The following is a 14,639-nucleotide window of genomic DNA, read 5'->3' on the forward strand; positions in this document are numbered from 1 at the left end:
TTTCCAACTAATCCTGTTTATAGATTTGACGCTGAGTCCAATTTAGCATACAAGAGTTAACTAATTGAGTGGTCGGGTTTAACATCACAATAATCAGCCAATGAAACCAGAGCTTCCGTCACAAAAAGCTCGTCGTTGATTTATATAGTTGCAAAACTGGCTGATGTACTGAGATAATTTTGTTATCTGATCTCACATTACCGCTCATGAGGTTTCAGTTTAGGTCCCGCTGCTGATTTGATTAGCGGGGCGGGTTATCATTAACGAATAGTCTTAGTAATACCAAAAACATGGCAGAGAAACGTAATATCTTTCTGGTTGGGCCTATGGGTGCCGGCAAAAGCACTATTGGTCGTCAGTTAGCTCAGCAACTCAATATGGAGTTTTACGACTCCGATCAAGAAATTGAGCGACGTACCGGAGCTGACGTGGGCTGGGTATTCGATGTGGAAGGCGAAGAAGGCTTCCGCGAACGCGAAGAAAAAGTGATTAACGAACTCACGGAAAAACAAGGCATTGTACTGGCGACTGGCGGAGGTTCTGTGAAATCCAGAGAAACCCGCAATCGTCTGTCAGCCCGTGGGGTCGTGGTCTACTTGGAAACCACCATTGAAAAACAGTTAGCACGCACTCAGCGCGATAAAAAACGTCCCTTACTTCAAGTTGATGCACCAGCACGTGAAGTTTTAGAAAATTTAGCAAACGAACGTAATCCTCTGTATGAGGAAATTGCTGATGTCACTATCCGTACCGATGAACAGAGCGCTAAAGTTGTCGCTAACCAAATCATTGAGTTACTGGAAAAAAACTGATTCAAGCAAGTCTGTACAGCGATAAATAATTAAGGCGAAGGCTGCTTATGGAAAAGATCACTGTCACTTTAGGGGAACGTAGTTACCCAATTACCATTGCAAAAGGGCTATTTGACGATCCTTCTGCTTTTGCACCATTAAAAGCAGGCCAGCAAGTTATGCTGGTGACGAATCAAACCCTAGCTCCGCTGTATCTGGCAAAAGTAAAAGCTACTTTGCAACAAGCCGGGATTCGGGTAGATGAAGTGATTCTACCTGATGGTGAACAGTACAAATCTCTTTCTGTATTAAATGACGTATTTTCTGCTTTGCTGGAAAATAGCCACAGCCGGGACACAACACTTATCGCTCTCGGTGGCGGCGTAATCGGTGATTTAACTGGTTTTGCCGCTGCCTGTTATCAACGTGGTGTCCGTTTTATTCAAATGCCTACCACCCTTCTTGCCCAAGTTGATTCCTCTGTCGGAGGAAAAACCGCAGTAAACCATCCCTTTGGCAAGAATATGATAGGTGCATTCTATCAACCAGCCTCTGTGATGGTCGATCTCAACTGCCTGCAAACGCTTCCAGCCCGCGAACTCTCTTCCGGTCTGGCAGAGGTCATCAAGTACGGTATCATTCTTGACAGCGCATTTTTTAGCTGGCTTGAAGATAATATGGATAAACTCCTGGCTCTTGACAACCAAGCAATGGCTCACTGCATCCGTCGTTGCTGCGAATTGAAAGCTGAAGTTGTCGCCGCAGATGAGAAAGAATTGAGTGGCTTGCGTGCCCTGCTGAATCTTGGTCACACCTTCGGTCACGCCATCGAAACAGAAATGGGATATGGTGTCTGGTTACATGGGGAAGCAGTTTCCGCCGGAATGGTCATGGCAGCAAGAACAGCTCAACTTATTGATAATTTCTCTGAACAGGATACTCAACGTATTATCCGATTGTTGGAGCGAGCAAATCTGCCGGTACACGGGCCACAAAACATGCCACCAGAAGCCTACCTCCCACATATGATGCGAGATAAGAAAGTTATAGCAGGTAAATTACGACTGGTTCTTCCAACAAAAATAGGTAAAGCTGATCTTCGCTCAGATATTGAACACAACTGTGTTGTTGACGCTATCCTTCAGTGTTTACCGTATGAAAATGTGTAAATTTTAAGTAAGTTGTATGCTTATTGTATCATATCCTATGGATTTCAAGATGGATCGCGACGGCAAGGGAGCGAATCCCCGGGAGCATAGAGAACTATGTGACTGGGGTGAGTGAGCGCAGCCAACAAAGAGGCAACTTGAAAGATAACGGGTATAAATGTTTTTTTGCATACATCTGGTTGTTGTGTCATAAAATAACGACTCTATCAGACAAATTTCTATCTTCGTTAAGTCAGCCTGCCGGACTGACTTCAATTGCAATTGGCAGTACTTGGCTCTGTTTGGAGGGCATATGGACGAATTCAAATCAGAAAATGAACAAAGAGCAAATAACGAGTTTAGGCCAGATACCTCAGATCGCCGTCCTTCACGCTCGCGTCAGCCATTAAACAAACCCAAATTTGCAGTTTCACGTCAGCAAATGATGCTCGGCATTGGGATTTTAGTGCTGCTACTGCTGATTATTGCTATCAGTTCTGCCTTAAAAGCCCCAACTGAACATGAAAAACAGCAATCGCCAAATGTTGCTGAGAAGAATATTGATTTATCAAATTCATCATCCAACAACGATGATAATCAATCCATAACATCAGAGAATACCACCACAGATACAATCAACAGACCACAGGAAATCCATGTTCCTCCTGTCAGTGGTACTTCAACTCAACCTCATCAGCTTCAAACTAACAATGGCAAAACCCAAAATCAGCGCATTGAATTACCAGGAAATATTCCTGATGCACTGACTCAACAACAGAGTAATATAAATCACGCAGTACAGAATCTGAATCAAGCCCAACAATCACAGCCAGTAACACCACCACCGGTGGTACAGCAGAAATCAGAAAATATCCGTCCACTGAAATCAGAAACACCGGCTAAATCAAAACCATCGACAAGTCATGCTAGCAGTAAAAACAATGTGGTCAGTAGCACCAGTAGTGATCAATTAAAAACCCCGGCAAACCACTACACTTTGCAATTAAGTAGTGCCAGCCGCTCAGATACACTGACCGCTTTTGCTAAAAAGCATAATCTTACCCATTACAAAGTTTATGAAACTAAACGTAATGAAAAAGTTTGGTTTGTTTTAATTCATGGTGATTACCCTTCCGTTTCTGAAGCCAAACGGGCTGTTTCATCTCTACCGGCCGAGATTCAGGCGAAAAAACCTTGGGTTAGAACGATGCAGCAAGTGCAACAAGATCTAAGAAAATAAAACAATATTTATTAGGCGCTGATATGCTGTCCTAAACAGAGTACAATCTGCGGCTCTGGAATGATTGAGTAATTAATTGACAGCATGAAAAAAAAACGCGCTTTCTTAAAATGGGCCGGTGGAAAATACCCGTTGGTAGATGATATCAAACGTCATCTGCCAGCCGGTAGTCGTCTGATAGAGCCATTTGTTGGCGCAGGTTCTGTCTTTTTGAACACAGACTACGATTCTTATATCCTCGCTGATATCAACAGTGACCTGATTAACCTGTACAACACAGTAAAGCTCAGGGCTGATGAGTTTATAGTCCACACACGCCCTCTGTTTACCCAAGAATACAATACAGCCGAACATTTTTATCAGTTACGGGAGCAATTTAACCAAAGCACTGACCCGTTCCATCGCAGCGTATTATTCCTTTATCTCAATCGCCATTGTTACAACGGCCTCTGTCGTTATAATTCTCATGGTAAATTTAACGTACCTTTTGGCCGTTATAAAAAACCCTACTTTCCTGAAGAAGAATTACACTGGTTTGCTGAAAAAGCCCAAAATGCGACTTTTATCTGCGAGCACTACCAACACACGTTGAACGAAGCACATAAAGACTCAGTTATCTATTGTGATCCCCCCTATGCTCCTTTGTCAGCAACAGCAAACTTTACGGCGTATCACACCAATAGTTTTAACATTGCAGATCAGGAAAATCTGGCAAATATTGCATTTAAGTTATCATCAGAACGTGCAATTCCTGTTTTGATATCCAACCACGATACGCCAATGACGCGAAAATGGTACTATCAGGCTTCACTTCATATTGTCAAAGCACGTCGTACTATCAGCAGGAATATCCTTGCTCGCAGTAAGGTAGACGAACTTTTGGCATTATATCGCTGATTTATCCACTCCCCTTTTGCCTGGCAATTAAGGGATGATAGAAACGATTTGGAGAAGATAATGAAAGACTTTCTGATTGCCCCATCCATTTTATCTGCAAATTTTGCGCGGCTGGGTGAAGATACAGATAAGGTGCTGGCAGCAGGGGCTGACGTTGTTCACTTTGATGTGATGGACAACCATTATGTCCCTAACCTGACTATCGGGCCGATGGTCTGCCAGGCTCTAAGAGATTATGGTATCACTGCACCAATCGATGTTCATTTGATGGTAAAACCGGTTGACCGCATTATCCCTGATTTTGCCAAAGCAGGAGCAACTTACATTACCTTCCACCCAGAAACCAGTGAGCATATTGACCGCAGTTTACAACTCATCAAAGAGCATGGTTGTAAAGCTGGCTTGGTATTCAATCCTGCAACGCCTCTGAGTCATCTCGATTATGTCCTGGATAAACTGGATATCATTCTATTGATGTCGGTAAATCCCGGTTTCGGTGGCCAATCTTTCATCCCTGGAACACTAGAGAAACTGCGTCAGGTTCGCAAAATTATTGATGAAAGTGGTTATGATATTCGTCTTGAAGTAGACGGTGGCATTAAAGCTAGTAATATTGCCGCAGCAGCAACCGCAGGAGCAGATATGTTTGTTGCTGGCTCAGCTATTTTCAGCCAGCCTGATTACAAAACTGTTATTGATAATATGCGTAGTGAATTGTCAAAGGTATCTCATGGCAAGTAAGGTATTAAAAGGTATTCGTGCTATCGCTTTTGATCTGGACGGCACACTGGTAGACAGCGCCGGTGGTTTGGCTGATGCACTGGATCAAGCGCTGTTAGCCAAAGGTCTCCCTGCTGCGGGAAAAGAACGAGTTGCAGCTTGGGTCGGTAATGGCGCAGACATTATGGTCGAACGTGCGTTGACATGGGCTAGAACCAAATTGACTGCGCAACTGCATAAAGAAACCCGTGAGCTGTTCGACCGTTTCTATGAAACAACCGTAACAACAGGCAGCCAACTGTTCCCGGAAGTCAAAGTTACATTGGCTGAACTGGCAAAACACAACTTGCCAATGGGTATCATCACCAATAAACCAACACCTTTCATTGCTCCTCTGTTAGCTTCTTTAGACATCAGTGAATATTTTTCATTAGTGTTAGGTGGTGATGATGTTAAAGAGAAAAAGCCACATCCGGCACCTATTTATTTAACAATGGGCACATTCGGACTGCGTAAGGAAGAACTGCTCTTTGTCGGTGATTCCCGTAATGATATTTTAGCAGCACAAGCGGCTGGTTGCCCTTGTGTTGGTTTAACTTATGGATATAACTACGGTGAATCTATTGCATTAAGCAATCCAGATTGCATATTAACGAATTTTTCGGATCTACTATCCACAATTGGCCTCCCATCTTTAAAACTTCAGGAAGCATAATAAAATGAATGAACCCACTGTATCTGAAACACTAAACTCCCAAAAACCTATTGTATTCAGCGGCGCACAACCTTCCGGTGAATTAACCATCGGTAACTACATGGGGGCGTTACGTCAGTGGGTTAAAATGCAGGATGATTATGACTGCATCTATTGCATTGTTGACCAACATGCAATTACAGTGCGCCAGGACCCAAAAGAGTTGAGAAAACGCACTCTGGATACACTGGCGCTCTACCTGGCTTGTGGCATTGACCCAGAGAAAAGTACCATTTTTGTCCAATCTCATGTCCCACAACACGCTCAGTTAAGCTGGATTCTAAACTGTTATACCTATTTCGGTGAACTCAGCCGCATGACTCAGTTTAAAGACAAATCAGCTCGTCATGCCGAAAACATCAATGCAGGCTTGTTTGACTATCCGGTACTGATGACGGCGGATATTTTGGTATACCAAACAAATCAGGTTCCTGTAGGCATCGATCAGAAACAACACCTTGAATTGAGCCGTGATATTGCTCAACGATTTAATGCCATCTACGGCAATATCTTTGCTGTACCAGAGCCGTTTATCCCAACCGGTGGTGCCCGTGTTATGGCTCTTCAAGACCCAGAAAAGAAAATGTCCAAGTCAGATGATAACCGCAACAACGTTATCGCTCTGTTGGAAGATCCAAAATCAGCGGCTAAAAAGATAAAACGCGCGGTCACAGATTCAGAAGAACCTCCTCGTGTTCGCTACGATCTGGAACAAAAGCCGGGGGTTTCCAACTTATTAGATCTCCTCGCGGGTGTTACTGGCAAAACCATTCCCGAACTGGAAGCAGAATTTGAAGGCCAGATGTATGGTCATCTAAAAAGTGCTGTTGCTGATGCCGTTTCCGGTATGTTGACTGAGCTACAAGAGCGTTTCCACTATTTCCGTAATGATGAAATCCTGCTGAACAAAATCATGGCAGAAGGTGCAGCGAAGGCAAAAGCCCGTGCCCAAATTACGCTAGATAAAGTGTATGAAGCTGTTGGCTTTATTGCTCACCCTTAATTAAAAGATAAAATGTGCACGTTTACTACGTGCACATTTCAGACTACAGAAAAATCCATTTAAAAAACGAGGCGTATTTTTACATCATCGATGATAAAAAGCCTGGTAGCTTAATCAGACAGAAAAGCAATACGATTGGGCAGATTAAAACCGTGTAAAGCAAGCTTAAGCTGACCTATTTAAGGTATTCATATTTTTCATATTCGATTATTTAACTGGTTTATTAAAAAATTTATTCTGCGGTTGAAAATATTATTAAAGCGGTTTATTTTCCATTAATAGTTTTATGATGGGTAGATTTTAAACCATGATTAAAGGCCGTTGTTTTACCTTCTAGTTTTAATCGGTATAAGGTTTTGACCGTTGTTTTTACCACTTTTAACACCTGCTTTTTATGAGGTTTAATCGGAAGTTTTTTGGCATCCTGATACAAATGTACTATGACGACCACAACCCACCCCGCTTTCACGCCACTACGATGAACATATAGAAAACATCCTAAAATAAGCCTGTTTCTTGTACAGACCGATATCTGATTCACAAAAATAAGTCATTAAAAATCAGTCAACTATAAAAAAATCATTTTTTTTCTCATATTAACTGTAAGAAATTAATGTGTGGTGCGACTAATCGAGTGAAGCAAATGCTTGTTTCAGCAAAGCAGTAATTCACCTTCTACACAAATATAAAAGGAATGTTCTATGACTAAGCAAACGACAAAAGCATTACTGGCCCTGGCTTTAGGCAGCGTATTTATTACGGCAAGCACTTCAGCAATGGCGGATTCCGGCAGCAAAATGGAGAAATGCTATGGCGTTTCTCTGAAAGGGAAAAACGACTGTAAAGCAGGTGCAGGCACCACCTGTGCTGGTACCTCAAAAAAGGATTATCAGGGTAATGCCTGGAAAATGGTACCGGCGGGTTCCTGCGTAAAAATGAAGTCTCCGACCTCCCCGACTGGTTTTGGTCAACTGGACGCATTTAAAGAAGTGTAATTCCGGCATTAAACAGGAGCTCATACGATGACAGTTTCTTTGCCCTCACATAGCGTCTCTCGTGATGCTCCTGACCGCCTCATGCTAAATAGGCTTCCAGCCAGAGCAGGGATCGGGTTAAAGCCGGAGCATTTTCGCGCTATTCTGCGCAATAAACCCGACATTGGTTTTTTTGAAATTCACGCGGAAAATTATCTGGTTGCGGGTGGTCCATTTCATCAGGCACTGACCACCATTCGCCAAGATTATCCGCTCTCTATTCATGGTGTGGGCCTGTCCATCGGAGGAGAAAATCCTCTGAATCAGACCCATTTACAGCGGGTTGCTGCGCTGGTTGAACGCTACCAGCCGGCCGTTTTTTCTGAACACCTTGCCTGGTCGACTCACAACGATCTATTTCTCAATGATCTGCTGCCACTGCCTTATACCGACGTCACGCTGACGCGGGTCTGCGAACACATCGATCAAGTACAGAATGCGCTGCGTCGTCCCATTCTGCTGGAAAACCCATCCACCTACATTGAGTTCAGTGCCTCAACCATGAGCGAGACTGACTTTATCTCCGAGGTGGTACGCCGCACCGGATGTGGGCTACTGCTGGACGTGAACAATCTCTATATCAGTGGCGTCAACCATAATCGCTGCCCAAGGCAGATGTTATTAGAGCTGCCACTTCACCGTGTCGGTGAAATTCATCTGGCAGGCTATACGGAAAGCCGCGATGGGGCAAACGACCTGCTGCTGATTGATTCACACGACAGTCATGTGACCGGACCTGTCTGGGATCTCTATAACAAAACCCTGCGGAAAACAGGGCCGATCGCCACCCTGATCGAATGGGACAGCAATATTCCACCATTAGACGTGCTGCTGAACGAAGCCAGCCATGCCCAGCATTACATTACGGAGAGCAAGAAACATGCAACAACAACTGTATCAAGCACTTCTTGATCCCGACCTCATGGTACCAGAGGGGCTGACAACCTGGAACGGTAGCGATCCGGCGGTACGTTTTGCGGTTTATCGTAATAATGTCATAGCATCGCTAATCGATGCACTGGCCGAAAACTGCCCCGTCCTTCTCGCTCAGCTCGGAGAGTGCTTTTTTCGTGCGATGGCAGCGGAGTTTATACGTCAACAACCGCCTCCCTCTCCTGTTTTGGCAGGCTATGGCGCACAATTGCCGGACTGGATTGCGACATTTCAGCCGTTGGCAGACTGGCCTTGGCTGAGCGATCTCACCCGGCTGGAAATGTTGTTTATCGAATCACTGCACGCGGCGGACCCTGCCGAACAGACGGCAGAAGCGGCCCCCATTGACGATCCCGCACAGTTGCTGATGGCGCTCCATCCTTCGGTACGGCTCTTCAGTTCAGATTATGCCGTCTTCAGCCTGTGGGCCTCACACCAACAAAGTGAAAACGAGATGATGCTGGACCCATTCCAGCCGGAACATATGCTACTGTGCCGCGTTGACGACGACGTACGAATAATGTTGCTCAGCCGTGCGGAAATGCAGTTTGTTACCATGCTCCAGTCTGGTCGATGTCTTACCGAAGCCTTAGAGATCGCCGCCGAAGAGGATGCAACTTTTGAACCTCAGTCGGTTTTACAACGCATGCAACACTATGGACTGATCCTTTCTCTATATAGCAACACGGAGCGCTAAGATGGCATTACTCAAAACATTAGGATCAAAAGGGCAACATATTGCGCAGGAAAATGTTCTTCCCCTTCTGGCACGCATTAGCCTTGCCGCAACATTTTGGCTATCGGGCCAAAGCAAAGTGGTTGGATTAAACATAGATATTCTGGAGACACGCACACCCTGGCAACTAGGGATTCCGCGCGTTACCGACAGCTCCGTGTCGCTCTTTACCAACGAGTACAAGCTTCCTCTGCTACCACCTGATGTTGCTGCTATCATGGCCGCGACCGCAGAACACTTGTTTCCGCTGCTGCTGATTGTCGGATTAGCAACACGCTTCTCCGCGCTAGCATTAATGGTGATGACGCTGGTGATTCAGATATTTGTTTATCCAGATGCCTGGCCTGTCCATGCTACCTGGCTGACGGCTCAGTTGTATCTGATGACGTATGGCGGTGGGAGGTTTTCGCTTGATCGCCTGATTTACCGCCATCGTACCTGATTCCCCTTCCCTACGTTACTTTATTTTGATTCTCGTTTTCGCCACGAGCGAATGCGGAAGTGATAGTGCGCAGGTCGGCAAGCTGTTGTCTGAAGTTTCGGCACCCGTCGCATATTTTCAAATGCAGCATTAGCTGAACATGTTGAGAAAGCACGATTTTTTCATCCAGCGCCTGAGACATCAGGCGTGTAGCTTGGTAACAACTAAGCATATTTATCCTCCTGGGAAAACCAGCGTTGTGACAAACATTCACGTAAACGCATACGCGCACGCCAGAGCATCACATTCAGATTGCTGACAGAGAGCGCCATCTCCTGACAGATCTCCTGAGTCTCAAGACCAATAAATTCGCGCATCATAAATGCCCGCGCGTTTTGCGTTGGCAACTGTGTCAGACAAAGCTCGAAAATCGTCCAAAATTGCTCCTGCTCGGCCACTTCATCCGGTAAATGCCAGCACTGCGGATGCTCGTTTCGCGGCCAATGACCAGACTCATCAAACAGCGCTTCGAAATTTTGCTCATCAACATCATCAGTCAGTTGCACGCTGCTGTGCCGATAACGCATACGCAAGGCGTCCGAGATTTTGTTGCGCAGGATCGTAAACACCCAGCTTTTCCAGGCGGCTCGTCCGGCAAAAGAAGAGGCATTCTTCATCGCCCCTTCCAGCGCCTCTTGAACAACATCTTCCGCCTGATGAAAATCATTCAACTGCAAGATGGCAAACTGCAACATCTGTTTATGCAGCATGGAAAAAAACTGCGGATCCCGCAGCAGATTATTGATATCGGACATTGTGGCTTCTATCTTAACAGGATTATTCGGGATAACCGGATATTACGAAACACCATTTTGGCGGAATCGCTTAAATTCACTCACATGACTTAGGGACCGTTTGGGAAACGGGGACAATTCTAAATTAAATCTGTTTTTTGTACAGCAGGGGAAGTGTCTTTCCCCAGAGCAGCTTATTTTTCGTTCACCTCCATCAGATCATGGAGGAAAGTATCAGTAGTTCAGTAACTGCTAGCTAGCGACCTAAGTTTAACCGTCTGTTGGATCGCACGGAGGCTGGAAACATTCTTGTCGTTGCCCAACTAATAGATTAAGACGAAATGCAATGGATATCAGAAAAACAGTGTCAGCGCTAATGTGCACGTTCACCACGTGCACATTTTATTATTTCCCGAACAACCTACGGTTAAAATCCTCAATCTTTCCAAACATCACCCGCTTTTGCATAGTCAGGCTCCAACTGGCAGATAACCCAGCGGCACTCATCAACCGACGATATTGCTCTTCGTCAAATGGCATATTAAAAGCAATTGCTATCGCTTCCCTAACGAAAACATCACTATTACGGGAAACAAGAACAAGAGGTTCATCTGGGCTGACATTTCCCGCTGCAATAATTCTATAAAGCCAGCCACAACGGCCACTCTCCTGCATAATGGCAGAAAAATTGCTGATACCAGAATGACAATTAAGTTTGTAACAAGGCGAACGAGGCTGAGTTACTTGAATCATTGCCTCTCCCCAACTGAAAATATCACCAATACAAATATTTTCTTCAGTCAACCCAGTTGTGGAAATATTTTCACCAAACGCTGGAGCAATAAAAAAATCTTCTTGATCAGGAAATTGATGTTTCCAGAAATCATAGTGTTCACGAGGATAATGACAAAGTGCACGATCAGGGCCGCCGTGGAAATGGGTTTCGGCCTGCTCATCACCGTCTAATCCTAGAGAAGTCAGACGCAGGCCACCATCAACCATCCGTTTGTTAATTGCGCTGGCAGAAAGTTTTCCTGATATTTCAATTTTACCCGTATATACCTGCGGACAATACATAATTCACTTTCCTTATTGAAATCAGTCTGACATCACCATCATAAACCAACATTCAACCAATAAAAATGCCGGCAGTCATATCAGCCGGCATAGCAGAAAAGAGAAATTATTCAGCAAGTTATTTCACTTTTTCCTGATAACGCTTCGCTGCTTCATCCCAGTTAACAACGCTCCAGAACGCTTTAATATAGTCAGGACGACGGTTTTGGTACTGTAAGTAATAAGCGTGTTCCCAAACATCCAGACCAGTAATCGGATAACCAGATGCACCAGAAATCGCTTCACCCATTAATGGGCTATCCTGGTTAGCAGTCGATACAACTGCCAGTTTGCCATCATCTTTCAGTACTAGCCACGCCCAGCCAGAACCAAAACGGGTAGCCGCTGCCTGCTCAAATTTCTCTTTAAAAGAATCTATGCTACCGAAATCGCGCTCAATAGCTTCTTTTAATGGGCCTTGCAGAGTTGTGCCTAATTTCAGACCTTTCCAAAACAAGCTATGGTTAGCGTGCCCACCAGCATTATTACGAACAAAAGTACGTTTATCAGCAGGTATCTTATCTAATTGCTGAATCAGATCATCAATACCTAGTCCTGCCAGCTCAGGGAAGGCTTCTAGGGCGCTATTGGTATTATTAACGTAAGTCTGATGATGCTTGGTATGGTGGATTTCCATCGTCTGCTTATCAAAATGAGGTTCCAGAGCTTCATAAGAATAAGGAAGAGAAGGTAATGAATAGCTCATATCATGTACTCCAGTCATATAAGAATGGTTCAAAGTCCACACCTTGTGAACAACGTGATCATTATAGTTAATTAAATATTATTGGAAATGCTTATCAATACCATATTCTTATTATGGTTTTATCATACAACTGTGTTTCAGTAACTTATCAGTCAATTTGTCTATATTAAACATTATTATTGGATTAGGATTTTGAATTACTATTTTTGATTAGCAATTAAACCTAAATAAACCTGCAACACTAAATGACAATCACGTGAAAAATATTCTTTTTATTGCGTGATCTTCCGCGCAAAAAAAAAACAAAAATTCTCTTTACACTTTAGTTAACTTTGATTTGACATAATATTAACATTCGTAAGGAGAATATTACATGACCAAAATAATGAAGCACCCTATTCCTATCGCCATTGCAGAACATGCCCTGATGAATGAGCAACAATATCAGCAAGACTACCAATTATCGTTGCAAGATCCCGACAGGTTCTGGGGTGAAAAAGGAAAAATTGTTGACTGGATTAAGCCTTACACCAAGGTAAAGAATACCTCTTTTGATCCTGGACATATCAATATCCGCTGGTTTGAAGATGGAACACTAAACTTAAGCGCAAATTGTCTCGATCGTCATCTAAAAGAACGTGGTGAGCAAACCGCTATTATCTGGGAAGGCGATGATCCAACAGAATCCAAAGCAATAACCTATCGTGAACTACACCATGATGTATGTCAGTTTGCCAATGTATTGAAAAATATGGGTATTAAAAAAGGCGATGTTGTTGCTATTTACATGCCGATGGTGCCAGAAGCAGCGGTTGCCATGTTAGCATGTGCCCGCATTGGTGCTATTCACTCTGTTATTTTCGCAGGTTTTTCTCCTGATGCTGTATCCGGGCGTATCATCGATTCAAACACCAAATTGGTCATTACCGCCGATGAAGGATTAAGAGCCGGACGTACAATCCCCCTGAAAAAGAATGTTGATGACGCATTAAATAATGCAGCCGTTGTCAATGTATCCAATGTAATCGTTTTTAAACGTACTGGAAATATTGGTCACTGGCAATCTGGCCGTGACCTTTGGTGGCATGAATTGGTCGCAGACGCGAGTGCTGACTGTCCAGTTGAAGAGATAAATGCAGAAGACCCGCTGTTTATTCTCTATACCTCAGGCTCTACCGGTAAACCCAAAGGGGTACTGCACACCACTGGAGGTTACCTTGTATATGCATCTCTAACATTTAAATACGTATTCGATTATCAGCCGGGGGAAGTCTATTGGTGCACAGCCGATGTGGGATGGGTTACCGGACATAGCTACCTGCTCTACGGCCCCCTTTCCTGTGGTGCTATTACCCTAATGTTTGAAGGCGTACCAAACTATCCTGCGGTTAACCGCCTAAGTCAGATTATTGATAAACATCAGGTAAATATCCTATATACAGCACCCACAGCGATTCGTGCCCTGATGGCGGAAGGTGATAAAGCTATTGAAGGAACAAAACGTACTTCCCTGCGTATTATGGGATCAGTTGGCGAACCGATTAATCCGGAAGCTTGGGAATGGTATTACCAGAAAATTGGTAACAGCAAATGCCCAATTGTCGATACCTGGTGGCAAACAGAAACTGGTGGCTTCATGATCACACCACTACCAGGCGCAACCGAACTAAAAGCAGGTTCCGCAACGCTACCTTTCTTCGGTGTTCAGCCCGCATTGGTTGATAATCTTGGTGAACAACTAGAAGGTGTTTGTGAAGGAAACCTAGTTATTACCGATTCCTGGCCAGGACAAGCACGCTCACTATTTGGCGATCATGACCGTTTCGAACAAACCTATTTCTCTACCTTTAAGGGAATGTATTTTAGTGGTGATGGCGCACGCCGTGATGAAGATGGCTACTATTGGATAACTGGTCGTGTTGATGATGTGCTGAATATTTCCGGCCACCGTCTAGGTACTGCTGAAATTGAATCAGCTTTGGTCTCCCATCCTAAAATTGCAGAAGCTGCTGTCGTAGGTACCCCACATAATATTAAAGGGCAGGCAATTTATGCCTATGTCACCTTAAATCACGGTGAAGAACCCTCTCCAGAACTCTATACAGAAGTCCGTAATTGGGTACGTAAAGAAATCGGCCCGATTGCTACACCAGATATCCTACACTGGACAGACTCCTTACCAAAAACCCGTTCAGGAAAAATTATGCGTCGTATCCTGCGCAAAATAGCCTCCGGCGATACCAACAATCTAGGGGACATTTCAACACTAGCAGATCCAGGAGTAGTAGAAAAATTGTTAGAAGAAAAACAAACAATGAGTATTTCGTGACAAATCATGCCGCCGTA

At 44.2% G+C, this 14,639-nt stretch carries 18 protein-coding genes; 13 read left to right on the forward strand and 5 right to left on the reverse strand.

Annotation, left to right across the window (positions count from 1 at the left end):
- The first annotated feature begins 290 nt into the window (after positions 1 to 290).
- The 8 genes from aroK to trpS all read left to right on the forward strand — a co-directional run bounded on the left by aroK (position 291) and on the right by trpS (position 6,553).
- Positions 291 to 812: a shikimate kinase AroK gene (aroK, locus tag AACQ38_RS02495; protein WP_011144496.1), complete on the forward strand. Its 522-nt coding sequence runs from the start codon at positions 291 to 293 to the stop codon at positions 810 to 812.
- A 47-nt stretch (positions 813 to 859) separates the two neighbouring features.
- Positions 860 to 1,960 carry a 3-dehydroquinate synthase gene (aroB, locus tag AACQ38_RS02500; RefSeq protein ID WP_109791226.1) on the forward strand — a complete coding sequence of 367 codons (1,101 nt, stop codon included), beginning with the start codon at positions 860 to 862 and terminating at the stop codon, positions 1,958 to 1,960.
- Positions 1,961 to 1,983: 23 nt separating this feature from the next.
- Positions 1,984 to 2,349, forward strand: a complete 366-nt coding sequence (locus AACQ38_RS02505) for a hypothetical protein (protein WP_125026196.1) — start codon at positions 1,984 to 1,986, stop codon at positions 2,347 to 2,349.
- Positions 2,253 to 3,179, forward strand: coding sequence for an SPOR domain-containing protein (locus AACQ38_RS02510; protein WP_011144494.1), 927 nt, complete (start codon positions 2,253 to 2,255; stop codon positions 3,177 to 3,179). The genes AACQ38_RS02505 and AACQ38_RS02510 overlap by 97 nt, the downstream gene beginning before the upstream one ends.
- Positions 3,180 to 3,263: 84 nt before the next feature.
- On the forward strand, positions 3,264 to 4,076 hold the full coding sequence (gene dam / locus AACQ38_RS02515; RefSeq protein ID WP_011144493.1) for an adenine-specific DNA-methyltransferase: 813 nt from the start codon (positions 3,264 to 3,266) through the stop codon (positions 4,074 to 4,076).
- A 60-nt stretch (positions 4,077 to 4,136) separates the two neighbouring features.
- Positions 4,137 to 4,817, forward strand: coding sequence for a ribulose-phosphate 3-epimerase (gene rpe, locus AACQ38_RS02520; protein WP_011144492.1), 681 nt, complete (start codon positions 4,137 to 4,139; stop codon positions 4,815 to 4,817).
- Positions 4,807 to 5,511, forward strand: a complete 705-nt coding sequence (locus AACQ38_RS02525) for a phosphoglycolate phosphatase (protein WP_011144491.1) — start codon at positions 4,807 to 4,809, stop codon at positions 5,509 to 5,511. The genes rpe and AACQ38_RS02525 overlap by 11 nt, the downstream gene beginning before the upstream one ends.
- A 4-nt stretch (positions 5,512 to 5,515) precedes the next feature.
- Positions 5,516 to 6,553, forward strand: coding sequence for a tryptophan--tRNA ligase (gene trpS, locus AACQ38_RS02530; RefSeq protein ID WP_011144490.1), 1,038 nt, complete (start codon positions 5,516 to 5,518; stop codon positions 6,551 to 6,553).
- Positions 6,554 to 6,818: 265 nt separating this feature from the next.
- Here the strand turns inward: trpS and AACQ38_RS02535 are convergent, their stop codons facing one another.
- Entirely contained in the window at positions 6,819 to 7,004 is a 186-nt protein-coding gene (locus AACQ38_RS02535; protein ID WP_207631767.1) for a hypothetical protein, read from the reverse strand.
- A 250-nt stretch (positions 7,005 to 7,254) separates the two neighbouring features.
- Between AACQ38_RS02535 and AACQ38_RS02540 the strand changes: the two genes are divergently transcribed.
- From AACQ38_RS02540 to AACQ38_RS02555, 4 genes are read left to right on the forward strand one after another with little or no spacing between them, the layout of a single operon-like run.
- Positions 7,255 to 7,548, forward strand: a complete 294-nt coding sequence (locus AACQ38_RS02540) for a BufA1 family periplasmic bufferin-type metallophore (protein ID WP_011144488.1) — start codon at positions 7,255 to 7,257, stop codon at positions 7,546 to 7,548.
- A 27-nt stretch (positions 7,549 to 7,575) separates the two neighbouring features.
- The gene (gene bufB, locus AACQ38_RS02545) at positions 7,576 to 8,499 is read left to right on the forward strand and encodes an MNIO family bufferin maturase (protein WP_207631768.1); all 924 of its coding nucleotides are present in this window, start codon (positions 7,576 to 7,578) and stop codon (positions 8,497 to 8,499) included.
- The gene (locus AACQ38_RS02550; protein WP_165577346.1) at positions 8,468 to 9,217 is read left to right on the forward strand and encodes an HvfC/BufC N-terminal domain-containing protein; all 750 of its coding nucleotides are present in this window, start codon (positions 8,468 to 8,470) and stop codon (positions 9,215 to 9,217) included. Before bufB ends, AACQ38_RS02550 begins: the two co-directional genes overlap by 32 nt.
- A 1-nt stretch (position 9,218) precedes the next feature.
- Complete coding sequence (locus AACQ38_RS02555) at positions 9,219 to 9,698, forward strand: DoxX family protein (protein WP_165577347.1); 480 nt, start codon at positions 9,219 to 9,221, stop codon at positions 9,696 to 9,698.
- 10 nt (positions 9,699 to 9,708) lie between these two features.
- Here the strand turns inward: AACQ38_RS02555 and AACQ38_RS02560 are convergent, their stop codons facing one another.
- From AACQ38_RS02560 to sodA, 4 genes are all read right to left on the reverse strand, one after another.
- Positions 9,709 to 9,909, reverse strand: a complete 201-nt coding sequence (locus tag AACQ38_RS02560; protein WP_112878422.1) for a hypothetical protein — start codon at positions 9,907 to 9,909, stop codon at positions 9,709 to 9,711.
- Positions 9,902 to 10,492 carry an RNA polymerase factor sigma-70 gene (locus AACQ38_RS02565; protein ID WP_058589614.1) on the reverse strand — a complete coding sequence of 197 codons (591 nt, stop codon included), beginning with the start codon at positions 10,490 to 10,492 and terminating at the stop codon, positions 9,902 to 9,904. Before AACQ38_RS02565 ends, AACQ38_RS02560 begins: the two co-directional genes overlap by 8 nt.
- A gap of 384 nt (positions 10,493 to 10,876) precedes the next feature.
- Complete coding sequence (yiiM, locus tag AACQ38_RS02570; RefSeq protein WP_011144482.1) at positions 10,877 to 11,548, reverse strand: 6-hydroxyaminopurine reductase; 672 nt, start codon at positions 11,546 to 11,548, stop codon at positions 10,877 to 10,879.
- 118 nt (positions 11,549 to 11,666) lie between these two features.
- Positions 11,667 to 12,293 carry a superoxide dismutase [Mn] gene (gene sodA / locus AACQ38_RS02575; protein ID WP_011144481.1) on the reverse strand — a complete coding sequence of 209 codons (627 nt, stop codon included), beginning with the start codon at positions 12,291 to 12,293 and terminating at the stop codon, positions 11,667 to 11,669.
- A gap of 373 nt (positions 12,294 to 12,666) precedes the next feature.
- Here sodA and acs point away from each other — a divergent pair, with 373 nt between their 5' ends.
- The gene (acs, locus tag AACQ38_RS02580; protein WP_011144480.1) at positions 12,667 to 14,622 is read left to right on the forward strand and encodes an acetate--CoA ligase; all 1,956 of its coding nucleotides are present in this window, start codon (positions 12,667 to 12,669) and stop codon (positions 14,620 to 14,622) included.
- Positions 14,623 to 14,639 lie beyond the last annotated feature (17 nt).

The sequence above is a fragment of the Photorhabdus sp. RW14-46 genome (genome assembly GCF_963887965.1).
In the GTDB taxonomy this organism is placed as follows: Bacteria; Pseudomonadota; Gammaproteobacteria; order Enterobacterales; family Enterobacteriaceae; genus Photorhabdus; species Photorhabdus laumondii.